Here is a 24,335-nt window from a genome sequence, read left to right as displayed (position 1 = left end):
CTTCTCTTCTCTTCTCTTCTCACGGCTACTGCGACATACTCCAAGTTCGCTTAACAAAAACTTAATAGAGACCTCCTGTAGCAAAGATCAAAAATTACCCGTTTAGTTAAAAAACCAAGAAGAATATTATGAAAAATCTTTCCATTTTGGGTATAACCACCCTCTTAGCATGTTCCATGTTATTTGTTGTCTGTAAATCGGAATCACATTTAGAAAACCCCTACAAGGACAAAACGGAAAAGGAACTTGAGTCGCTTTCCAATGAGAAGTACAGCAAAATCGTTGCCTTTGCTAGCCCAAAATCATGTACTGACGCTACAGAATGGGAAATGATGGAAATACGGACAATCTGCGGAATAAGTTACCTCCCCTACCACAAATCCGTAGACAAAACAAAATTGCAGAATATGATCAATGACAACAACAAACTGATGGAAATATACCAGCCTATGATGGCTCCCCGAATAAATTGTATACCTTATCGCAAACCATTGAGCGTGATCTGTAAAGAAGGAAAAGCAGACATTAACTATGAAGAACCTGCTTCAAAATAGTTATACCAAGCCAATAAACGGCTCCACAAACGCATAAATTTTCGTAATTTAGCCATTCAAGAAGAATGGCTGAATTAAGTTTAATTACCCCCATAGAATACCTCAAAGGTGTAGGTCCACAAAAAGCAGATGTACTCAAAAAAGAGCTACAGGTGTTTACCATTGGTGATCTATTGACACAGTATCCTTTCCGTTATATCGACCGTACGGAGTTTCATAAAATCCGGAAACTTCATCCTGATATGATGGCTGCACAGGTTCTGGGCCGTCTGGTTTCTTTACAGCTCGTGGGCGAGAAGAAAACGAAACGTCTTGTCGGTTCTTTCAAAGATGAAACCGGCTCCATGGAGCTTGTCTGGTTTCAGTCTATTCCATGGCTTCAAAAATCATTGAAAGTTGGTTCGGCCTATATTATTTATGGCAAGCCAAGCGAATTCAATGGTCAGCTATCCATTACCCATCCCGAAATGGATCTGTATAATCCGCAGGTAAAACAGATCGGCAATATGAGTTTACAGCCGGTTTATTCATCAACAGAGAAACTCAAAAAGTTCAATCTGGATACCAAAGGAATCCAACGCTTACAACAGACTGCATTGGAAACCGTATTTCGCACTATAGGCGAATCCCTTCCTCAGGATGTTCTCACTAAACATGGCCTGATATCGCGACAGCAGGCTTTCGCATCCATACATTTTCCAAGCGATCAAAAGGAGCTTAATCAAGCCATCAAACGCATCAAGTTTGAAGAACTATTCTTTATACAACTCAAGCTGCTCAACAACAAACAGCTCAATACCCAGAAGTTTAGAGGCCAGCGCTTCAATAAAGTCGGTGAAAAATTCAACACATTCTTTAATGAGCGCCTTCCGTTCCCGTTGACAGGAGCACAGAAGCGCGTTGTGAAGGAAATCCGTATCGATACCAATACAGGCGCGCAGATGAACCGTCTGGTGCAGGGTGATGTTGGCTCCGGCAAAACAGTTGTTGCCCTCATGAGTATGCTACTCGCTGTCGACAATGGATTTCAGGCCTGCATGATGGCACCAACAGAAATCCTGGCGACACAGCACTATCATGGACTCAAGCAGCTCGTGGGCGATGACATCGTCAACATCAAGCTACTTACAGGCTCCACAAGCACGAAGGAACGTCGCTTGATCCACCAGGCACTGGAAGATGGCAGCCTGGATATTTTAATTGGCACCCATGCCCTGATCGAGGATAAGGTGCAGTTCAAAAACCTGGGCTTTGTCGTTATTGACGAACAGCATCGCTTTGGCGTAGAACAACGGGCCAAACTTTGGCGAAAGAATGTCATTCCACCGCATATGTTAGTCATGACAGCCACACCTATTCCACGCACACTAGCGATGACCATGTACGGCGACTTGGACATCTCCGTGATAGACGAATTACCTGCTGGGCGTAAACCAATCAAGACTGTTCACTTTTTTGAAAGTTCGCGTTTGCGGATGTTTGGTTTTATGCGCGAGGAGATCGCCAAAGGCAGGCAGGTCTACTTGGTATATCCCCTTATCAAGGAAAGCGAAAAACTGGATCTGATTTATTTAGAAGCAGGCCTTGAGAACTTGCAACGCGAATTTCCACTACCACAATACAAGATCAGTATTGTTCACGGCAAGATGCCCGTAAAAGATAAAGACTTTGAGATGCAACGATTTGTCAAACATGAAACGCAGATTATGGTTGCCACCACCGTTATCGAGGTTGGAGTTAATGTTCCCAATGCCTCGGTCATGGTCATTGAAAATTCCGAACGTTTTGGATTATCCCAGCTGCACCAATTGCGTGGCCGCGTAGGCCGTGGTGCCGAACAGTCTTTCTGTATCCTGATGTCGGGCAATAAGCTGAGCAAAGAAGGACGATTAAGGCTGGATACAATGGTGCGTACCAATGACGGGTTTGAGATTGCGGAAGTCGACCTACAGCTACGTGGTCCGGGCGACATATCAGGCACGCAACAGTCGGGTGTACTTGACCTCAAGATGGCGAACCTAGCGACAGATCAGGCATTGCTTACCGAATGCCGTAACACCGTCATTGCTATCTTCAAAGAAGACCCAACACTACAAAGTGAAAAGAATCATTTGCTGCGAAGCTTCCTGGCAAGAAAATCCGATGGCATTGCCTGGGATAAGATTTCTTAACCGCATGTCATTTTCGAAATAAAAAACGGGGTCAGCAAATCAATCGACAACGTGTTTAAGGGAATAAACAGAGCGCGTTGGAATCTAAAGGCCGCTCTTCAACATAAATAGGATGCGAATTGTTTTTAATTAGCGCTTGAAGACAATTTATCTTTTTTGTAAATAAAACCAAATTTATTTACTTTTGCATCATTATGAACATGATATAGAAAAATATCCCTTCTTTTACTAGGCAAAAGATGGCGACCGAACGCTTACATATTTTGAGTTGCCCTGGTAAGCAAATCACAGGAAATTTATTGGTTAATGGAGAATTATGTCATAATCGGCATCCAAAAACCGGGCTTGCGAGCTCATTGAAAATAATTAAAAAGTGAATGTATAACAAGAGGTAGACACTAGCGCACATTGCAAAGCTTAATGACCTGCCGACTTCACTTGAAAGACTTAATAGTACAAAATGGCCAGATTTAAAATACACGATACAGCTATAAAACCCGAAACAGCCGTCTTGGTGAGTGTCATCACGCCAAGTGTGACGGAGACAAAAGCAAAGGAATACTTGGAGGAACTTGAATTTCTTGTGCAGACTGCCGGTGGCGAGACCAAAGGTATGTTTACACAGAAACTGGGCTTCCCCGATCGCGCTACATTTGTCGGTAGTGGAAAGCTGGAAGAAATAAAAGCATACGTCGAAGCCGAGGAAATCGACATCGTTGTTTTCGACGATGAGCTTTCACCTTCGCAGTTGCGCAATATTGAAAAAGAACTGAAACGCAAGATATTGGACCGCTCCAATCTCATCCTGGACATCTTTGCCCGTCATGCCAAAACAGCACAGGCGAAGACACAGGTGGAATTGGCACAGCTGCAATACCTTTTACCTCGTTTGACCCGTATGTGGACCCACTTGGAACGTCAGCGCGGGGGTATTGGTATGCGCGGTCCGGGTGAGTCACAGATCGAGACCGATAGACGGATCATCCTGGACAAAATTTCCTTGTTCAAAGAACGCCTAAAAGCAATCGACAAGCAAAACGAGACGCAACGAAAAAACCGTGGCGAGATGATCCGTGTAGCTTTGGTAGGTTATACCAATGTCGGAAAATCGACGATCATGAATATGATCTCCAAGTCTGATGTACTGATCGAGAATAAACTTTTCGCGACATTAGATACGACAGTACGTAAAGTTGTTATCGACAACCTTCCTTTTTTGCTTTCAGATACCGTTGGTTTTATCCGCAAACTGCCGCATCACTTGGTGGAATGTTTCAAATCCACATTGGATGAAGTTCGGGAAGCCGATGTCCTGATCCACGTGGTAGACATCTCGCATCCGAATTTTGAAGATCATATCCAGGCGGTAAACGAAACATTGAAGGACCTTAAAGCGCTGGACAAACCGGTGATTACGGTGTTCAACAAAATTGACCTTTATAAACCGGCCGTCGAAGAAGGACACGATGGCGAGGAGATCGAGGTAACGTTGGATGATTTCCGTAATTCCTGGATGGCAAAAAATTCAGATCCCGCAATCTTTCTGTCAGCAACAAATAAAACGAATATCGAAGAGTTCAAACAAAAACTTTACGATATCATTGTGAAGATGCACAATGAACGTTATCCATACAATAACTTATTGTATTAATTTTGACAAACAATGCTGTGAATGGACCTTATGTCCATTCACAGCTTAAAAAAAAACGAAATGAACAAAGAGGTGCAGTTTCAAGATTGGGGTCTTGTCGATTACCAAGAAGCCTGGGACAGACAAGAATCCATCTTTAAGGGAGTATTGGACATTAAGCACGACAATAGGGTCAACGCGACAGCAACCAGTACCCCGAATTACTTGATCTTTACAGCACATCCCCATGTTTATACCTTGGGGAAAAGCGGGCACGAAGAATACTTGCTGTTAGATGAAAAAGGGCTCGAAGAGAAAGAGGCCAAATTCTACAAGATCAACCGTGGCGGCGACATTACCTATCACGGTCCGGGACAGATTGTCGGTTACCCGATTCTGGATCTCGACAACTTCTTTACCGATATACATCTTTATCTGCGTACACTGGAAGAGGCCATCATACTGACCTGTGCTGATTTCGGTATAGAAGCCGGGAGATATCCCGGGTTTACCGGTGTATGGATAGAGCCCGATAAACCAACCGCACGCAAAATCTGTGCGATGGGGGTTCGCGCTTCACGCTGGGTGACCATGCATGGTTTTGCATTCAATGTCAACACAGACCTCGACTATTTTGGCAACATCATTCCTTGCGGTATAGACGATAAGGATGTAACGTCTTTAAAGCGGGAACTTGGCAAAGAAGTCGATATGGAAGACGTGAAAGAAAAATTGAAAGGACATATTGCAAAACTCTTTGAAATGCAAGTAGTCTAATTTAAGATTTCAATAACATCCAAAGGCCCTTTGAAAGCGGAGTTTTAATTCCCCTTCAAAGGGCCTTATTTTTTGAGCATCCCTGTTCATGCTCGTTAATAAAATCCTTGCTAACATCACAAAGGAAGGACATTTCAAACGCTTGGAAGTCTATACTTAACCCCTACACAATTTCGGAGCATTAACAATAATACATGCACTCATAGCTGGCCAGTTTCCCATCAACAAATCTGAATATAAATAACCCGGCATCGCCATTTTGAATATAGTACGTATGTGGCGTTGAAATCCAATCTGCCGAAAGCAGTTCACCAAAGTGGTTTACAAAGTCTTTTTCTGCGTAATTGGCATCCATTCGCTCGTTGCCCATGACAATGGTTTCGCCATCACTAAAAAATAGCTTATATATCGAACCGACCACTTTCCCTTTATAGTTTTCTTCGAAAGCTACGATCATATTCGGTGTTTTATAGTAATATCGCGGCTCCCAGCCACATTCGGGCATATCCGGGATTTCGGAAACCCGTTGTAAAGCGAGTTGCTTCATCTGAGCATCCGTAATTTTGCCGTCAGATAACGACACTCCTTTCCATTCAAAATGGAAGTTCAACGCTTTCAGTTTCTTGGCATAAACTTCGGACTGGAGCTCATTTTGAAACTTATTGGCCAAGAGTAATTCAAAGTCTATATCAACTTTGGGATCTACTATTCCCGCTTGAGCATAAGATTCCTTCCAATAAGTAAGGGCCTGTTTTAACTTGGGATACTTGGTCCACCCGATCTCACGCAGGCGGCCAACTGCTGCAAGCTCTTTGTCCTGGTCCTTTCCTTTTACGGCCAGATATTCTTTTAGCACCTTGTCATACGTTAGTTCAGACCCCAAAAATTTCATCTGAATATACTCCGGACTTTCATGAAAGTGGTCTCCGATGTAGACCCACCCATCTGTGTAGAGCGGCACATAATCGATACATACCATTTCATTGAGCCCTGCCCTACGCACAGCGGTACTTGTTGTATTAGGAGCCTTACGCACGCGCAATTGCGACACCTGCACATAGAAATGTGGGCATTGGGCATCTGTTGTTCCACGATAGAAATATTGTTTTGGCTCGCCGGCAGATCTTTTTCCGAACATTGCACTTTTGAGGGGCTGACGGTCAATATAGCCGATATCCCCATTACTCACCTGCACCTTATACTGTGTATTGGTGGAATCTAGCAGGTAGACAGGAGCCTCGGTCGGAAAAACCCCCAAGAGGTCTTTACTGTTTCCTGCTTCACGGTAAAGGTGCCCCCATGTTGAGGTATACATTGGGCGCTGACCCGCAGCCTGTGCTACTGCCTGATGCACAAAACAAGCTAAAAGCAGACAGCATATAACAAATACTTTTTTCGACATAAAATTAATTCTTTGAATAAAGGACTAGTGGTCGTTCCATTGCGATCAACCGCAGGGAACGAGACATCTATAAATGCAACAGAAACTTTTTCTGGCTGCCGGTCAAACATGCACCGTTACAATAACGAAATTAAAACAAAAAGGAGGCCAATGAAATCACCGGAATCAGGTATTTTTTTGGAGGAGATCATTTGGTTTCTAAACAACGCGATATGGCTATTTGCGCTGCAATAAACTCACCTGTCCTTCCAATGACTGGATTGTTTTTTCCTGTGCCTTGACTGTTTGCTCTAAGGCATTGACCAGCTGCCTATAAATTCCGAGGCCTTCGGCAGTAGAAGGAGCTGTTTCGGCAGGTGGAGCACTTACCACATTCCTCTCATCCTTCCGCATCATAGTTCCTTCCCCCATGAGTAACCAGGCCGGACTAATGTCGGGATGTTTAGACAGTATAGCAACCATGGCATCGGAGCTGAGTGCAGTATTTTTCTGCCCTCCCTTAAAGTTTGCATAGGAAAGTTGCACATCTTTGAAAAATTCGGTTTTGCTGATCCCTTTGGTTTCAGCAATAAGCAGCACACGTTCCTTTACATTCACCTATAGGTCTCTTTTAAAAATCGTCGATTATTTACTAATTCTTTAAGGATTCGATCTCCCGCTCCAATGAAGATAATAATCTCTCCAAAGACATAATTGTCTTCTCTTGAGATTTTATCGTGATATTTTGTGAAGCTATAACCTGTCTCAAACTATTGATTACAGAGTTCGCAATTCCCTCCAATTCGGGAGTTAAATAAGTTTCCTCTTCTTCTTTTAATACGAGATTAGGCTTTAGCATATCGCCTTCACCCTTTAGTAACCACTCGGAAGAATATTGCGGATATTTTTCAACAAGATTTATTAGCCATTTAGATTGTATATCAGTTCCATTGGCAAGCGCACGAGTAAAAACCCCCTTACTGGCCCCTATTGTAGCTTCAAAAGCTGAAACGCTCATCCCCTCCCTGTCCGCAACAATCTTAATTCTCTTCAAAACAGAACTCATTACCGAAAATTTTAATATTAAATATTTGTTTTACCGAAAAATAGTTCTTAATTTAGTGCTAACGAAGACAATTATAAACTACTTTACAAACCAAAAAATATATGAAACCAACAAGGCTTTAGATCAGTGCACAGATCGGCATATGCCCAAGTAACAGTTTCATCAACTAAAAAAATATAATCTGATGAAAAATACGCAAAAGAAACTAAAAGCGAAACATTTTCGCTATTTAACCCAAGAATACATCGACGATCCGATGAAGTATCTTATAGAGTTTTTTGAAAGCGAAACATCCATACCTGACTGGTTAGCAGACCTAAATATGCTAATCAACGCGGCTTCAAACGCAAAGATGAACCCACCGCGTTCCTCTATAGGATATCTCACCAAAAAATTAATTGAACAGGTAGAATTGGCATATGTCATTTTTAGGAAATGTAAACTAAAAACAATAGAACAGCCGTTGAAGTTCAGCAAACTTGTTTCAGACCACTGGAGTCAGCTATTAGCAACAGACTCATCGGCACGTAATATTGACACAGCAGCAGATAGCATTAGCCGTTTTTTTTCTTATGAATCTTTACAACAATGGTACGACATTCTTGATGATTTATGGATAAGTTTAGGAGACAGAGATAACGGCTTTTTAGGCAATAACGGTCATGAAATTGTTGCTGTAAAAGAATTCTTACTGCGTCTAGCGGCTTCTCTCGGAAAGATCTATGAAAATAAAATACTTCCAGACTATGTTAAAGAAAATCAAGAAGACATTGCAGATGAGCAGCGCCAAACCCAGCAATCTTTGGACGAAACAGAAGACGAAATACTTCACCCAAAAAAACGCATCATATCGCCCGAATGGCTTGCTTCCCAATCTTATTCCATCTCAGCATTAAAAGATTTCTTTGATAGAGACGATCTAAATGGCTGGCGAGAAGATATCCGATATTGGTACCAAACGGTCATCGACGAAAAAGAATTCTGGTCTGCTGATCATGAAAACAGTAAATTTTCGGGGGCAAATCTACTCTTTAACTATGCCTGTCTTTACGCCTTATTGGAGATGTTATCCAATAAATCTGAGGAATCCTCTAATCTACCAATCGGTATGGACAATTCATTTTCGATATTGCCCGAATGCCAATCAGTTTTGATTAGGCATGCAAAAGCGGAGATTATACTTTATTATGTATCGAATGAAGAACTAGACAATCCATTGTCAGCACTATTGGCAACAGTTAAAACATACGATCAACAAGAATGGAATGAAATCTTGTATGAATGGATCAACTATGGCCTCGCCAAAAACCGATATACCGGCGCCTATTCAGACTACAGTACACAAATTTACCAGACTATGATCAAAATAATAGAACTCGCCTATTTAACAGCTTTTTCTGAAGAGATAGAATCTCTCAATCAAAAACAAACAGCTCTTCTAGAAACAGAAATATAAAGCCCATTTATTCAATCCATATTATGAACACCGATATTAACCCTATTATCGAGGCAATCCTTCGTGCCGTTGCTGTCGATGAAATCTACCATTGGACTTTTGACCACGATAGTAAAAAGTATCAGATGCTACAGATTAATATAGCATCAAATACAGGAATGCGACATTCGGATCCCCGTAGCCTGATTAACAAAATCGTCAAAAACCGCCCATCAGACTTATATATCAAAGTGTGCCTTACGCACGAAGCACAAAAACAACTGGATCTCGGACAGGCTCGCACTTATCTTATCTACCAGCCTGAAAATCGCGTTTATCAAAATCCGGTGCAAGAAATCCCACTGATCTTTCCGAATTATACAGCTATGGAGATTATCGAAAAAACACGAACATATATCGATAAGGAAAAGGGCAAGATTCGATCTTTTATAGATGGCTACAATTTCTATTTCGAGCATAAAAATTATGCACACGCAGCCTTTATGCTACATCAGGCCATCGAACTATCCTTGAAAACCGCAGAACATATCCTTTTAAATGATGATCGAAAATCACATTCGCTTACAGGTAGTATGGGCTACCTTAAAACTTTTGACTCCAAACTGGCGAGACTAATCGACAACAAAGAAGAAAAACAAGCCTTAGCTAAAATCGATGAAGCTTATATTGGTTATCGTTATAATCAAGACTATTTTATCGATGAAGCTGTATTAGAAACAGGCTATCAAATTTTAATAAACACGTTAAACTGGATCTACGATTATTCCAATCTTTTATTCGAAGAAATTAAGTCAAAACTTAACCCAGTCCCAGCAGCTAACAACGAAGTCGAAAATTTCAAAAATAACAATGAAATATACAAACAAAACTATTGTAACGCCAATTATCGAGACCTCATTTTAAACGCTATAGAGCGCTATTGCACTCCTGCGCTGGTAGTATGTTTCGGTTATGATTCTGATCATCACAACTATCAGAATGCGCTCCGAAGAGCAAAAAATGATTGTATCACGCATGCCTACTATATTTTTGTCGCTTATGATATTTTAAGCGCCGAGATCAATAATATAACGCAGCTCATAACGGATTTGCTCCCCAACAATGTATCGCTTACGCTCGCCCCTGAAAACACCACCACTTTCAGCAAACAGCTTTCAAAGGGTCATCCCTTTTTTCTTTCGCTCCTGAAAGCTGGTGACATCTGGTTTCAGAATCCATCAATAGCAAATATCGATCTGGAAAGTATCGTTGCCCCACAGCTTAATCTGGATTATGTACATCAACAGTGGAAGACACGCTATAATAATGCGCGCACATTATATTTACCCTACGAGGAAGACTGGTCGTCAATAAGCATCGAGGCCACATATTATATGCTATCGCAAGCGTTGGAGCAGGCTTGTCTCGGGGTAATCAATTCCGTCATCCAATACAAACCGCAACGTGTCAACCTGACTTTTCTGATGACGCTCTGCAAATTGATAGTCCCTAATGCCTACGCAACATTTTGCCTAGATCATGAGGATCATCTTCACGCCTTTAAAAACATTACGGAAGCACAACAGCAATTTAGGCACAATGCAAATTACCAAGCGAATCCGCTAACCATCCTAAGATTACAGGAACTCACCAAAACGTTTATCGAAAAATGTAACCAAGAGATGGAAATCTATTTTGAGAAGATTTCCAGCCAACAGCTGCTCGAAAAAATTGAATAAAAGAGATTAAAACAGAAGCCTGAGTACCATGATTCAAATGCTATTCAAGACCAATAAACGCTCTAAAATTATCCTTTGAGATTACCTGAACATCTGCACTATAGGCTTCTACAAAATTTGATGGTATTTTTGCTTTCGCCTTAGGATTCCATTTAAATTCGTAGCCAGTTATTTTACCATTCGCTTCTTCTACGTAATCAATTTCTTGCTGCTGTTTTGTTCGCCAAAAGTACTTATTAACAAAATGCCGGCTATAACTGTTATTTTTTAAGCGTTCTGAAATCAAAAAGTTCTCCCAAAGGGCACCCACATCATCTCTTAATTCAATTGGATTAAAGTTTTGTATCACAGCATTGCGGATTCCGTTGTCATAAAAATATATCTTTCGATTTGTCTTTATTTCATTACGCAGGTTTCGGCTAAAGGATGTCAGGGGAAATATAATGTAAGAAATTTCCAAGAGATGGATATAATTAGACACGGTGTTTTTATCAACTCCTGTCAGCTGGGCAATTTCATTATAACTAACTTCAGATCCGATTTGAAAAGCCAAAGCTTGAAGGATTTTTTCGAGAACTTCTGGCTTTTTTATATTCGCCAAGGCTAAAATATCCCGATATAAATAACTTTGAGAAATCTCATTGAGGACTTCCCGCTCTTCACCGCGGCTAGTTATCGATTCTGGGTAAAATCCATAAACCAATCTAGTTTCCAAATCGCCTGCAGCATTAAGAAAACCAGTATTATTCTCATATTCGGCATAGGAAATAGGAAATAGATTGAACTCTCTCTTACGTCCTGTCAATGGTTCATGTGTATGCGTTTTCAGCTCAAGAGCCGAGGATCCGCTTAGAATAAGCTGCACATCTTTAAATTGATCGTGTATAATTTTTGCCGTTAAACCAATATTTTCGATGCGCTGTGCTTCATCAATAAATACCACTTTAGCTTGACCAATAATTGTTTCAATCTCTTTTGTATTAGGGTTATTTAGATAAGTCCTTATCAAGGGATCATCTCCATCCAAAAACAAATAATCGTCACCAGAGAGTATCTCTTTGATCAGTGTAGTTTTACCTACTTGCCGCGGACCAATTAATAGGATAGTTTTTCCTTTAAAAAGTGCTTGCTCCAAATTATTTTTGATTAATCGCTGTATCATAACCCATTTTATATTCACCAAAAGTAATGCTTTTTGGTGAATATATTCACCAAAAAGCATTACTTTTGGTGAATTGAAATTTTATAAAACTTTTTTTATAAAATCTAATATTGCTTTAAATGCGATTGAAGCCACAAAAAATCCATCAGTTGCAGCCTTTAAGAACTCCGCTAACATTTATCGAAAAGTGTAACAGCGAAATGGAAATCTATTTTGAAAAAATTTACAGCCAAACGCTAGTCAAACAAGTTGAATAGAAAGCATATTACAAAGTAACAAAGCCAATTACAATTATGTCAAATAATTTGCAAATAATCGGAATAATTCCGGTTATTATATAAATATTTAACAAAATGGATATTAAACAGGCTTTAGAAAATTACGCAGAAATACCTATTACGCGACAAATAGCCTTGTCCATTCTTAAGGATTACAAGCGCCCCAACGACAAAATAAATACAGTGAATATGCATAGTGTGAAAGAAGATATTGTAAGATTTATTCCCGATCATACTGTTCTCGATATCTGGAGTCAGGAGTATTTTTCAAAATTAATTCAATACCTCAAATTTGACAGGGCCTAATCCAAAAATTTGATATTTTTATCTTATGAAAGAACTGAAACTAACACTTTCCGAACAAGATCAATTGGAAGCCATACTTTTTAGCATGTCCAAATCTCCACAGATCATCAAAGCCCGTAAAAATGCCCGCTTACTTTTCTTGTTGTTGATGCTGATCCTCGCAGTTCCTTTCTTTTATTATGAAAAATTTCTGGCAATTCTAATTATCCTTGTTGGCCTACTCGCGTTCCTGTTTTTTCAAAAATACCTGGGAATATACTATAAGAGATACGGCACCAGATATGTCAGGAGCCAAGAGTTCAAAAACCGCATCGGCATTGTCCATACCATCACTTTTGAAGATGATCATCTGGAAATCAAAAGTGATCAAATGGAAGCCAAATATCAATTTGAATATATAACGGAAACGTCCTCGGCCTTTTTTATAAAATTAAAAATGGCTGACCAATTATTTTTTCCAAAAAATCAACTATCAGAAATCGCTGAATTCAACGTTTTGCTGCAGCAACTTTGTCAGCGCCTTCAAATAGACTATCGGGAAGAACTAAACTGGAAATGGGCATAACCATAACATCCCGAACGGTTTAAGCCAAAGCGCGAATATCTTTAACCTCCAATATATTCTTAACACCATCTCTTTCCACTGCATGTATCATCGCCCTTCCGACCTCATGCAAGGATAGCACTACCGAAGGCGCAAAAAACTTGATGATTTTGGCCACAAAAGCAAAGGGATTGGCATGCTTTTGCCCTGCAACAGTCGTCATTGCCCCCGGTCTAAAGTTATACTCCTTTTTGAACGGTAATTTGGCCAGATCATTCTCTGTCTTACCCTTAACCCTAGCCCACATCACCTTGCCTTGCTCCGTGCTATCGGTGCTTCCTCCGGACACATAAATAAAACTGATCTCCGGATTAATTTCCAGCAGGGACTTTGCAAAAGCCAGTGTCGTATCATACGTAATATAACGGTACTTGTCTTCTTTCATTCCTACAGAACTCACACCTGCACAGTAAAAGCAGGCATCATATCCTGCAATCGCATCTCTAAATAGCGAAAGTTTAGTAAAGTCTTCGACCAAAAGTTCCTTCAATTTAGGATGTTGAATAGCCGCGGTACGACGCGAAATGCTCAGCACAGCTGTTACCTTTTCGTTTTGGAGGCATTCCAGCAAAACGCCTTCGCCAACCATTCCAGTGGCTCCTGTTATGATTACTTTCATATTTTATCGTGGCTCCTTTGGAGCCTTTTGTTATACAAGTATTATTCTCGTCGGTCGCTTTACACAACTACATGGTTAGATCCGCCGCAATCGCTCTTCTTCCAAGTCGAGTTGATATAACTGCGAACGAACAATCCCCTCATCAATGGTCGACTCACAGTTTAGCTTCTGAAGATACTCCCGTTGCACATCCAAAAGCTCCATAAATATCACTTTCGTTTTTTCGTTCATCCAGGAATCATCCGCCGCATTCACCTTTTCCTCCCAATGTTTCAAAATACGGTCCATAACATCGCGATTATGCAGCTCTTTCTCATGTTTATCTTTTAGAAATTGGTAAACGTGATGTTTTAACCCTTGCTTCATGCGAGTACGAACCAGCTCTTCGGGCTCTTCTTCAAAAGTTTCAAATAGTCTGGTCCTTTTGATCAAGTAGGGTAAGGTAAGCCCTTGTATCAAGAGCGTGGATAAGATCACCACAAAGGTGATAAATAAGATCAGGTTTCGCTGCGGAACAGCCACACCGTTCATAACGACAGGAATGGACAATGCTGCTGCCAGTGATACAACCCCGCGCATGCCGGTCCAGCCCAACAAAAGGGGCATTAGAAAACGCTGTTTGAGGGACCTTGACCTTGGCGCGACAGCAGGACGGAAAATTAGGGTAGCAATCATTGCCGCATATGAGCTGATGATACGGGCAAGAATCAATACTGCCGTTACCAAAAGACCGTACCCGATGGCTTCCCGCAGTGAAGTTCCATTGGATCGCAGACCGTCAACAATCTCCGGAAGATCCAATCCAATAATAAAAAATACAATACCATTTAGAATAAATACAAAACTCTCCCAGACACTCAGACCACGTACCCGACTTGTACTATTGAGAAATGTCAACCGCTGACCGGACATCAAAAGACCTCCAGCAACAACAGCCAACACACCTGAACTATGGAATTGCTCCGCAATCCAATACATAAAGTAGGGTTCAATCAAGGTAAGTGCAATGTCCGACGGTGCATCGGTCGGTAGACGTTTGTGTGCCTGTATAAAGAACCAGCCCAATAATAAGCCAATACCCACACCACCGACAAGCATCCAGATAAAGGATACCGCAGCTTGTCCCCATACAAATTGCCCTGTCCCAACGGCAATAAGGGCAAAACGGACAATGATCAAGGAAGAAGCATCATTCAATAGACTTTCGCCTTCCAAGATAGCAGAAGTGGCGTTGGGAACTTTTACAAATTTCATAATCGCCCCCGTACTGACAGCATCCGGTGGTGACACAATGCCCCCCAACAGAAAACCCAGCGCTAGTGTAAACCCCGGTATATAATAATTGGCAACCACCGCAACGGAAAGTGCGGTAAAGAATACAACCAAGAAGGCAAAACTCCCTATAATACGCCACCATTTCTTCATCTCCTTAAACGAAATAGACCAAGAGGCCTCGCAGAGCAGTGGTGGTAGAAAAATGAGGAAGATGACATCCGGATCAATTGTCACTACGGGCAAAGTGGGAATAAAACTGATCAATAGCCCCGCCAGAACCAAGAGAATGGGATAGGCTATCCGTAGTTTGGTGGCCCACATTTCGATCAATACGATGATCGCGATCATCGCGATAAATAAAGGAAACAAGCTATGCATACGAGTTCATAATTTATGGATCCAGAGATATCCTTTTCCTTGTGTAAAGATCTCAAATGGAAATTAAAAAAACTCATGGTCATCTTATTTTTTTCTGTACCCTTATTTTAACAGCACTCTGTACCTAAACAGCATCCTGTACCCTTCTTAAATTAGCAAAAAGATTTATTCTTATGGCGACAACTGCAAATCAACCGTATCTGATCAGACAAGTGGATCTTTCTGATTTAGCGCTTATCAAAGAAATACTCAACAAAAAACAACTGGATTCAGACTCCATAGGCATGCCTTTTATGGCACTCGATCAATGTAATCAATTAACAGCTTTTTCGTCCGTAACAATCTGCAAAAAAAATCTGTTATCGATCGAAATTACCTACGAAGCGCCTATTTCGGACACGCTCTCCAAAGTATTCACGGAAAAAGCACAATCCTTCTTCGAGCACCAGTTGATTGATCTATTTGGTTCGGAAGAATTGCTCAGAAAAGGAATCCATCGATATAACACCTGGTTAAATCAAAACAGAAACAGTAAATTAGCATAAGCATGGAGCAGCAACTGTTATATAAGAAAATAGCCAATATTGTTGAGAGCCAGATCAAAAATGGCTCTTTGGTCTATGGAGATCGTTTGCCCTCTGTCCGGAGCGCTCAGAAGCTATACAATGTAAGTTTAAACACAGCAAAAAGTGCCTATATGGAATTAGAGAGTAGATCTCTCATTGAGTCACGACCAAAATCAGGCTATTTCGTTAGTCGGTCGGGGCTTCGTCGGATGGCTATTCCGTCTATTTCCACATTTAAAATCGACGAAAAGAAACAAGATCCTGCAGCATTGATCGATAAAGTTTTTCACTCCCTGGAAGACAAGGAAATTACACGCTTTTCACTGGGTTTACCCAGTGCATCATTACTTCCGATTCAGAAACTCAATCGATGCATTATAGAGTCGGTTCATGAACTGCATGATTACGGTGATCAATACGGACAGGTACAGGGAAGTCCAAGCTTACGGAAAGAAATTGCCAAATGGTCAATGGTACTTGAAGGAAAAATAAGTGACGAGGATCTTATTATCACGTCGGGCGCCATGAATGCGATCTACAGCTGCCTTCGCGCAGTAACTAAGCCTGGCGATACCATCGCGGTGGAAAGCCCCCTTTATTTTGGTTTTATTCAGGCCTTTCAACTACTGGGTCTCAAAACCATCGAGATCCCGACCCACCCTATTACGGGAATTGAATTAGATGCCCTGAAAAAAGTTATTCATAAAATTGATGTCTGTTGCTTCGTTACCAACTTTAGCAATCCATTGGGCGCGCTAATGCCTGAAGAACACAAGAAAGAGCTTGTCAAACTGCTCGCACACCACCATATTCCATTGATTGAAGACGACCTGTATGGAAACATCTATTTCGGTTCGTCACGGCCCAAACCATGCAAATATTTTGATGAAGAGGGACTGGTGATGTGGTGTGGATCATTTACCAAAGTATTGGCACCAAGTTTTCGAATCGGATGGGTTGAGCCCGGGCAATACAAGGATAAAATCCTAAAACAAAAACTCATACAGACGATTTCGCAGCCCGCAATTTATCAAGAGGCCATTGCCAAGTTCCTACAGATCGGACGTTATGACCACCACCTCAATAGTTTAAGGCAAAAGTTGTACAGCAATTATATCAATTTCAGAAACAGCATTGAGGCCCATTTTCCAGAAAACACAAAAATGTCACAGCCTGAGGGTGGGTTTGTACTTTGGCTAGAGATGGACCCTAAAATAGACTCGACCCTGCTCTACGACTATGCCCTCAGGCAAAAGCTGAGTTTCGCTCCAGGAAGGATGTTTACACAGCACGATCAGTTTAAGAATTGTATTCGGCTCAACTATGCCGTGGACTGGAACGAAAAGACTGCACAGGATCTGATGCGCCTTGGGCGATTTTTCAAAGCCGTACGCTAAGAAAGCCGTACTCCAAGTAAATCAATCCCAGTCTATTTCATCAACCTGAATGGGAGGAGGAATATCATTGGGGACCTTCTTTGGAAAAATTACCACTTTTCCATCAAGGATCAACATGGCATCAAAGATTTTTCCCAAGCCTTACCCTATAAACGTTCCAAGGGCACCTTGTGAGCGCCCTTGGAATTAAAAAACGAAGTGTACTTACTTCGCAGAGAGAAAAGAATCTTTGTTAACGAATAGTCTCAAAGAATTTTTTAGTCTTGTTATAGGCGATTATACCGATGATACCGATCATAAGCCATAAAAAGTCTACGACAAAAATATCACGCTGTCCATTGCGAAATGTATCCCAGATCCAGTTACCAGTTATAAAACCATTGACTAGTGGAATAAAAAATGCCAATATGCTTCCAACCAGCAATGTTTCGCGATTGGTGCGTCGAATGCTTCTCCGTATAATATAATACAGTGAAAGTACAAGCCAACTATAGAAATACACACGGTAAATAAAATCCTGATTAACCTCTGGACTCAATTTAATGGCAATGAAAGTCAGCGCTGTAACAGGTAGCATGGTCAGACATATTGCCGTGAAGATATTGGCCGCCCAGAAATTGAATTTCCGTTTTCGTGGAATTACATTGTTTTTGTCACGTGCTACCAGCCAGATTAATATACCTGAGATAATGACCAGACAGCCCATAACTCCTAAAATAAAGTATACCATCTTAAGCGGATAGCCCCCATAATCACCATAATGCAGACGGTATAAAAGACTGCGGACACCATCGGCATAGGTAGGGTCACTGACCGGAGATTTCTCAGCAACCACTTTATTGTCGATAGCTCTCACAGACAATAGACCGGATCCAGCAAAGCTCTTGTTAAACTGCGGTTCCAGCTCCATGACAACATGCATATTGGAATCTGCATAGTTTTTTATCGTAATGCGCTGAAAATCGGATTCAGGCCATTTATATTTTGCCAGATCCAAAAATGGAGCGATCTTAATGTCTGCCTTTAAAGGCTTGTAGGTATAAGGAAAATCGGTCTCGGCACTAACTCCCATCTCCTGATACATTTTTTGTTGATCGCCATCATACAACAACTTGCTCAGCGGCAAAGCCAGGACAGAATTAATGATCAAAAACGTGCCTGTTACCGCAAAGATAAATTGAAACGGAAAACCAATAACACCCAATGCCGTATGCATATCGGTCCATACCGTTTTCCATTTACTAAAGGGTCTGAACACGAAGAAATTTGAGACGATCTTGTCCCAATGCAACAATAATCCTGTAATAAGAGCAAATAGGAAAATAAAAGCGGTAATTCCAGCAATAAGATAACCAAAGGGGGCTATACCTACGCGAATTGGCACCTGATTGAGCTGAGCCATGAAGTGTAAGCGAAACAGAAATTCGCCCATATCGTAATTCTGCGTATAATCACCTGACTTCTTATTTGCAAAATTATAGGTAAAGTTCTTTGAATCATCATCGCCACCTCTTCTGCGGCCCTTCTGTTTTGCTGCTTTCTGTTCAGGCGTTACCTTTGCTAGATTTTCTTTGTTGAGGATGCTATCGTTAGATGCACTCAAGCCCACATAGGCTGAGGTCCCTTCCCGGTGCATATAAAACGTGATATCGCGTCCATGCAAATTTGTTTGTCCTTTGAGCGAATCGAGCAAACGATCAAAGTTTTGGTGATCTTCGCGATAGGTCTTATAGGACGTATTATTCTGCCAGGCAGCAATTTCATTCCTAAAAAATGCAAATGATCCCGCAAAAAATATCACATACAGGATGGCGCAAATAATAATGCCACTAATGGTATGCGTATTGAAATAGATATTATAATTTCGGTTATTCATGGTCAATTACATGTTGAAAAAATAAGGCAGCGAAAAAACTGCAGCCAAGAGTAAATATATTCCCCATATTTTCCATCCGTTCTTTGCAAGGAAAGCAAACAGTAAGAGTACCGCCCATAGGAGATAGCCCGTGAAGCAAGCCGTGACAACAACATCCTTTTTCTCAAAAATATGTGTGACCAAGACGTGAAAAGAGAGCATGACAACATAACCACCGATAAATCCGGCTGTAATTTTCAGGAACCGCTGAAAGGGCGTACTGAGGTATTTTTTATTAGCAGGCATATTTAATCGGTTAGGAAATCAATAATTCAACACAAAGGCTAAATACATACAATCCCACAATTGGGTATAATTTGAAATAGCGATAAGGATTCAATAGCACCACGAGACACATCATGCACATGAAATAGGCGAAAAATGCAAAAAAGCCCGCGCCAAATCCTTGCATATAGAGAACAGTGCCAAATGGAAAGAGCAGCAGCAATATGCTCAAAGTGCGCACAAACTTAGTTTGTGCGCACAGTTTTTCCAGCCATTGTGGCCTAGGGCCAAATTTCACCTTTTTGCTCGTGTTGTAAAAAAGGTATGCTCCAAAGAGTATAACGATTAGTAATGTACTATACATCGATTCTATAATTTATCGAGATCGTTTATTTAAAACTTATAGGTAACCCCCATACGGAAATTACGTCTAGCTTCTACGATATAGGTGTAATAACTAACACTTTCTGTAACACTCGCATTTTTTGCAGTTGTCGAACCTGAGGTCAGCAACTTCCTGTTATCTAACAAGTTATTTACCATCACAGAAATACTATATTTCCCACTTTGATAGCTGATTCCACCATCCGTTCTTATATAATTCTTAAAGTTACTTTCTTTTGTCGTACCAATAGCACGATCGAACATTCCCTGAACGCTACCTGTTAGCCCCAGTCCTTTCAATGGTCCCTGCTGCAAACGGTAGGTTAACCAAGCATTTGCAGTGTGTTTCGCTGTATTCGGTGTGATATTTCCGATATTTTCTTCTTTTCCATCTTTCGATATTTTGGAATCTGTCAATGCATAGTTGGCATTAACATTTAATCCCTTGACAATTTCACCCGTAATATCGAACTCTATCCCCTTACTTGTCGTTTCGCCAAGGGCGATTTTAAAGAAACTATTACCACCTGCAATTGGATGGTCCAGATCATCTGTTAAAGCATTCTTACGTTTGATCTGGTATGCACTCAACGTAGAAATCCATTTTCCATTACCCCACTCTTTCTTAATACCTGCCTCTAGATCATTACCTCTGACGGGCTTAAAAGCATTTCCTTCCCAATCGGTACCAGCCTGCGGAACAAAAGACTGGTCAAATAATCCATACACACTTGTTGATTTGTCTATGGAATAACTTAATCCAACACGTGTTGTAAATGCTTTATCCGTCCGATCCGCTACAGCCGTTTTCCCTACAGTTTGGGCTATTGTATAACGTAAGCCTAAAGACAAACGTAGTTTTTCTTCCAAAAATGCCATTTCATCATGTACATACAAAGACGAATACGATACCGAGTTAACATAATTTTGTCCCCCTGCCCTTACTTTAATACTTTTGGATCTGTCGGGATTAGGTATTGCCGCTTCCGCGATTCCATAAACAGGATTATAGACATTCAATGGTTTTGTGACCAATGTATCTTTTGCCAGTGCCGAAAAATCACCCCAGAATTTTTTAGTACCAAAGTCAGCACCAGCCAAAATACGATGACGAACGCTACCGGTATATTCTTCTCCTGTAAACGAGAATTGGCCAAATTTGTTTTCCCCTGCTTCATCAGCCATATTATAGGTTCGAGACATGTCACCGTTGGCACGCATCGCACCCACCCACGAACTGGTAGCGATCATTTTAAAATTAAAATAAGCAAGCTGCCCATGGAAATTCCATTTAGAATTTAGTTTTCGATCAAAATATACGTATGCACTATGATCTTTGATTTTATTTGGCGCAAATGAAGGATCTCCTGCAAAAAAATCATTTGAAATACCTGGATCGGCGAATCCTTTTGGCGAAAATGCATAATTACCATTTGACAAGTAGGTAGAACCTTGATAGGTATATTCAAATGTCAATGAAGTTAATGAATCCATCTTGTAAGTCACGACAGGAGCAATCACAATACGGTCACTATAGTTATATTTTGTATAGAAATCCTTCTGTTGACCAGCTACATTCAGACGGTAAAGTAGCTTTCCATCTTTCCGCAATTTACCATCTAAATCAAGAGCAGCACGATACGTACTAAAACTACCTGTATTCAGCGTCACAGATCCCTTGGTATTTCCTGTCGGTTTTTTAGTTACGACATTATAAAACCCGCCAGGTTCACCGTTTGCAAGCATAAAACCCGCAGGCCCCTTTACAAACTCGATCCGCTCAATCATACTCGCGTCTTCGGCTGTAGGTCCCCAAGAAGCTTCGATATTCATCCCGTTACGGAATGCTGGGATCTTAGAGCCACGCATACGTATATTGGCATATTGGTTGTCCCAATGGCCTTGACGTGTAGCCCCGCTAATATTACGCGTAATACCATCCACAATATCAAAAACTTGCTGATCGGCCATTAAATCAGAAGAAATAACCTGTATATTTTGAGGTAACTCTAAGATTGGTGTTTTAAGACGTAACGATCCGGAGATACTGTCAAACTTATAATGCTCATAGTATTTACCATAAACCGCAACTTCGTCGATGGCCTGCGATTGGTCTTTTACGATGATGGGCCCAAGGTTTGTCACCTCATCTTTTGCATTCACCTCCATCGTATGCTTACTATAACCAATCGCCTTAATCTCAATATGATAAGTTTTGGATGAAAGCTTATGAAAAGCGAAATGCCCCTCATTATCGGTACTGGTGGTCGCACCCGTGTTGGTTAATTTTACTGTCGCCCCTGTGATCGGTTCAGATTTTTCATTGATAAGAATTCCCTCAATTATTTTGTTCGTCTGTGCCTGTGCAACAGAGAAAACCGAACTAATCATAGGAATAGCCAGAAAGGATAAAGTTTTATTCATGAATGTAGTGTGGTAGATGTTTTTTATAGTAGATATTCTTTTTTTGCAAGGATCCATTGGTGTTTCCATCGTTTCAGATGGACCCTTTACTATTTTGTCTGCGCTGTATCTGCAGTTATTTGATGGTAATAAAAGTTGTACTTCCCTGCCATGCCGAAGCATAGGGTTTTCCTTCATGTTCACCTGCTGTCTCAGCAAACGTACTTGCTTCCAAAACGTATGGCCCCGACCAAATTGCATCAAATGTCAGGATACCATTCTCGTCCGCAACAAACTCTTTTCCCCAACCAGTAGCCGAAAAAACAGAAACTTTGGCCTGAGGCACAACTTTGCCAAAGCTGGTGATCTTTGCTTGTACGCTTTGTCCTTTTTTTGCGTTAGCCGCACCAAGCAACTCAATCTGCAATGGGCTTTTTACGGCCGTATAATCAAGTGTTGCAGACTTTCCTACGACAACAGGTACTAAGGAAGAAAATTCATACTTCGTTTTGCCGCCGAGATCTTTAGGTGCTTTAACTATTGACAGGAAATAGGTTCCTGCTGCTGTAGGTTGAAATGAACCGCTAAAGTGATCACCTTTATTCGTCAACTGAATCTTGACAGGCTCCTTTCCAGGGGCATGCAACATTAATGAGAAGTCCTTCACGTCGGAGTACCATTTGTCGATCTGATCTCTTTCATTCGTTGCAAACTCACCGTAATATACCTTGACTTCATGGGATTGGTTTAACGTCCCATAAGAAGATGATTCAATCCAAAGGGCATGTGCATGACTGGTATGACTACACAGTAATACCGCAAGAAATGTAAAAAATGAAATTAAAATTTTCATAATATGTTGATTGATGTTTAGTTTTCTTCAACTTATTATGGGAGAATTTGCTGGTTTAAGCGAGCTCTACAACGAATAAAACAATAAAATTCGTTATCTTGCAAGTTCTTCCATATCGTATATCGGGAGTAACTGACACAGCGTGCTGTTTCAGTCACCTACATTCAGTTGCCGCTGTATGTAGATTTACGCCATGTGATAGATTGCCGTCTATTACATGGTGTTTTTGTTTCTCTTTGTCCAAGTAAGCATACCATGAGTTATTTAGACTGATTAAAAACAAAGCAAATATAATAGGAAATCTTTTTAAATCAACTAATTTTTTTATTTTACAGTATTCTTACGCTTTAGTTGAAGACATAAAACGAACAAAAAGAGCATTTTAAACTAGGAAGAGAGTGCAGAAGGAATTGAAAAAGCTGTTACATGATTCTCTAGCACAACTTTCAGGTCGAATAATTCTGTTTCCTGATAGCGTGTTGCTACATGAAGCTGGATACGTTCGCAGTGTGGTTCGAAAGTTTGCTGCACCAGATCGACCGTATTATTCTCACCGGAGAGGTGAGTTAAGATAAGATGTTTAAGGCGATCGGTTTTATAAGCGTTAAACAGTTCGACGGCAACACGATTTGAAAGGTGTCCCCAACCACTGCTGATCCGGTTTTTCAGAAAATACGAATAGCGTCCTGTACGCAACATTTCCTCATCATAATTTGATTCCAGAAGCAATACATCCGAATGCTGAATAACATGCTGTACATTTTCACAAGGCCGTCCTATATCCGTCAATACCCCGATATTGTATGTTCCATCTGAAACAAGGAAACTACAGGGTTCTTTGGCATCGTGATATTTGGGAATACCATACACCTTGAGACCTCCAATTTCAACGACTTCGTCCGGAGAGATTATATGGACCAAATGGGATGGAAGATGCAATCGGGTACCATCGTAACTCCCCTTGGTGATATAAACCGGTAGATTATATTTTTTGGCAAATACTGATAGGCCTCTGATATGATCAGAATGTTCATGGGTAATGAAAATTGCTTTGATCTGAGTCGGTAAAAGCCCCAGATTGTACATCCGAAGGTGTATATGTTTGCTGTTGATTCCAGCATCTATCAAAATAGCAGAATCATCTTTAGCCACATAATAACAGTTTCCATTACTTCCGGAGGCGATTGCACAATATTTCATTCGTTTACGCTATTTAT

Annotated in this window: 22 protein-coding genes; 10 read left to right on the top strand and 12 right to left on the bottom strand. The window is 40.9% G+C overall.

Translation table 11 applies throughout. From position 1 onward, the window contains the following. The first annotated feature begins 128 nt into the window (after positions 1 to 128). The 4 genes from B4N43_RS09515 (at position 129) to lipB (ending at position 5,132) form a co-directional block, all read left to right on the top strand. Entirely contained in the window at positions 129 to 554 is a 426-nt protein-coding gene (locus B4N43_RS09515; protein WP_248932687.1) for a hypothetical protein, read from the top strand. Between the two features lie 65 nt (positions 555 to 619). Next, positions 620 to 2,725: an ATP-dependent DNA helicase RecG gene (recG, locus tag B4N43_RS09510; RefSeq protein WP_248932688.1), complete on the top strand. Its 2,106-nt coding sequence runs from the start codon at positions 620 to 622 to the stop codon at positions 2,723 to 2,725. A gap of 460 nt (positions 2,726 to 3,185) precedes the next feature. Then, a complete protein-coding gene (gene hflX, locus B4N43_RS09505) occupies positions 3,186 to 4,376 on the top strand; it encodes a GTPase HflX (protein WP_075994499.1) in 1,191 nt (396 codons plus the stop codon). 60 nt (positions 4,377 to 4,436) lie between these two features. Further along, positions 4,437 to 5,132 (top strand): lipoyl(octanoyl) transferase LipB, encoded by a 696-nt coding sequence (gene lipB, locus B4N43_RS09500; RefSeq protein ID WP_075995011.1) that lies wholly within the window; start codon positions 4,437 to 4,439, stop codon positions 5,130 to 5,132. Positions 5,133 to 5,313: 181 nt separating this feature from the next. On the opposite strand, the gene B4N43_RS09495 is transcribed toward lipB, so the two are convergent. The 3 genes from B4N43_RS09495 to B4N43_RS09485 form a co-directional block, all read right to left on the bottom strand. Beyond that, positions 5,314 to 6,534 carry a hypothetical protein gene (locus B4N43_RS09495; RefSeq protein ID WP_286734354.1) on the bottom strand — a complete coding sequence of 407 codons (1,221 nt, stop codon included), beginning with the start codon at positions 6,532 to 6,534 and terminating at the stop codon, positions 5,314 to 5,316. 216 nt (positions 6,535 to 6,750) lie between these two features. Next, on the bottom strand, positions 6,751 to 7,131 hold the full coding sequence (locus B4N43_RS09490; protein ID WP_075994501.1) for a hypothetical protein: 381 nt from the start codon (positions 7,129 to 7,131) through the stop codon (positions 6,751 to 6,753). 34 nt (positions 7,132 to 7,165) lie between these two features. Then, entirely contained in the window at positions 7,166 to 7,579 is a 414-nt protein-coding gene (locus B4N43_RS09485; protein WP_120335122.1) for a hypothetical protein, read from the bottom strand. Between the two features lie 184 nt (positions 7,580 to 7,763). Between B4N43_RS09485 and B4N43_RS09480 the strand changes: the two genes are divergently transcribed. Further along, positions 7,764 to 9,035, top strand: coding sequence for a hypothetical protein (locus tag B4N43_RS09480; RefSeq protein WP_286734350.1), 1,272 nt, complete (start codon positions 7,764 to 7,766; stop codon positions 9,033 to 9,035). Positions 9,036 to 9,058: 23 nt separating this feature from the next. Continuing rightward, positions 9,059 to 10,753 (top strand): HEPN domain-containing protein, encoded by a 1,695-nt coding sequence (locus B4N43_RS09475; protein ID WP_286734348.1) that lies wholly within the window; start codon positions 9,059 to 9,061, stop codon positions 10,751 to 10,753. Positions 10,754 to 10,793: 40 nt separating this feature from the next. Here the strand turns inward: B4N43_RS09475 and B4N43_RS09470 are convergent, their stop codons facing one another. After that, positions 10,794 to 11,915: an ATP-binding protein gene (locus B4N43_RS09470; protein WP_075995012.1), complete on the bottom strand. Its 1,122-nt coding sequence runs from the start codon at positions 11,913 to 11,915 to the stop codon at positions 10,794 to 10,796. A gap of 353 nt (positions 11,916 to 12,268) precedes the next feature. Here B4N43_RS09470 and B4N43_RS09465 point away from each other — a divergent pair, with 353 nt between their 5' ends. Further along, a complete protein-coding gene (locus tag B4N43_RS09465) occupies positions 12,269 to 12,499 on the top strand; it encodes a hypothetical protein (protein WP_248932693.1) in 231 nt (76 codons plus the stop codon). A 25-nt stretch (positions 12,500 to 12,524) separates the two neighbouring features. After that, positions 12,525 to 13,064 carry a hypothetical protein gene (locus B4N43_RS09460; RefSeq protein ID WP_286734344.1) on the top strand — a complete coding sequence of 180 codons (540 nt, stop codon included), beginning with the start codon at positions 12,525 to 12,527 and terminating at the stop codon, positions 13,062 to 13,064. Between the two features lie 19 nt (positions 13,065 to 13,083). On the opposite strand, the gene B4N43_RS09455 is transcribed toward B4N43_RS09460, so the two are convergent. Both B4N43_RS09455 and B4N43_RS09450 read right to left on the bottom strand, forming a co-directional pair. Then, a complete protein-coding gene (locus B4N43_RS09455; protein WP_286734341.1) occupies positions 13,084 to 13,722 on the bottom strand; it encodes an NAD-dependent epimerase/dehydratase family protein in 639 nt (212 codons plus the stop codon). A 75-nt stretch (positions 13,723 to 13,797) separates the two neighbouring features. Continuing rightward, positions 13,798 to 15,375 carry a Na+/H+ antiporter gene (locus B4N43_RS09450; RefSeq protein ID WP_286734339.1) on the bottom strand — a complete coding sequence of 526 codons (1,578 nt, stop codon included), beginning with the start codon at positions 15,373 to 15,375 and terminating at the stop codon, positions 13,798 to 13,800. 173 nt (positions 15,376 to 15,548) lie between these two features. Here B4N43_RS09450 and B4N43_RS09445 point away from each other — a divergent pair, with 173 nt between their 5' ends. Next, positions 15,549 to 15,920 (top strand): hypothetical protein, encoded by a 372-nt coding sequence (locus B4N43_RS09445; RefSeq protein ID WP_075994508.1) that lies wholly within the window; start codon positions 15,549 to 15,551, stop codon positions 15,918 to 15,920. A 2-nt stretch (positions 15,921 to 15,922) separates the two neighbouring features. After that, positions 15,923 to 17,338: a PLP-dependent aminotransferase family protein gene (locus B4N43_RS09440; RefSeq protein WP_075994509.1), complete on the top strand. Its 1,416-nt coding sequence runs from the start codon at positions 15,923 to 15,925 to the stop codon at positions 17,336 to 17,338. Positions 17,339 to 17,570: 232 nt separating this feature from the next. Here B4N43_RS09440 and B4N43_RS09435 read toward each other — a convergent pair whose 3' ends face one another. The 6 genes from B4N43_RS09435 to B4N43_RS09410 form a co-directional block, all read right to left on the bottom strand. After that, the gene (locus B4N43_RS09435) at positions 17,571 to 19,214 is read right to left on the bottom strand and encodes a PepSY-associated TM helix domain-containing protein (protein ID WP_075994510.1); all 1,644 of its coding nucleotides are present in this window, start codon (positions 19,212 to 19,214) and stop codon (positions 17,571 to 17,573) included. Between the two features lie 6 nt (positions 19,215 to 19,220). Beyond that, complete coding sequence (locus B4N43_RS09430; protein WP_286734334.1) at positions 19,221 to 19,499, bottom strand: hypothetical protein; 279 nt, start codon at positions 19,497 to 19,499, stop codon at positions 19,221 to 19,223. A gap of 10 nt (positions 19,500 to 19,509) precedes the next feature. After that, positions 19,510 to 19,842 carry a hypothetical protein gene (locus B4N43_RS09425; protein WP_075994512.1) on the bottom strand — a complete coding sequence of 111 codons (333 nt, stop codon included), beginning with the start codon at positions 19,840 to 19,842 and terminating at the stop codon, positions 19,510 to 19,512. Positions 19,843 to 19,871: 29 nt separating this feature from the next. Further along, positions 19,872 to 22,286 carry a TonB-dependent siderophore receptor gene (locus B4N43_RS09420; protein ID WP_286734331.1) on the bottom strand — a complete coding sequence of 805 codons (2,415 nt, stop codon included), beginning with the start codon at positions 22,284 to 22,286 and terminating at the stop codon, positions 19,872 to 19,874. Positions 22,287 to 22,401: 115 nt separating this feature from the next. Further along, entirely contained in the window at positions 22,402 to 23,118 is a 717-nt protein-coding gene (locus B4N43_RS09415; RefSeq protein ID WP_075994514.1) for a DUF4198 domain-containing protein, read from the bottom strand. Positions 23,119 to 23,505: 387 nt separating this feature from the next. Next, entirely contained in the window at positions 23,506 to 24,318 is an 813-nt protein-coding gene (locus B4N43_RS09410) for an MBL fold metallo-hydrolase (protein ID WP_075994515.1), read from the bottom strand. Between the last annotated feature and the right edge of the window lie 17 nt (positions 24,319 to 24,335).

This window comes from Sphingobacterium sp. UBA1897 (assembly GCF_002337775.1).
GTDB classification, from domain to species: Bacteria; Bacteroidota; Bacteroidia; order Sphingobacteriales; family Sphingobacteriaceae; genus Sphingobacterium; species Sphingobacterium siyangense.
Note: the sequence above shows the minus strand (reverse complement) of the source record. Positions and strands in the feature narration are given on the sequence as shown.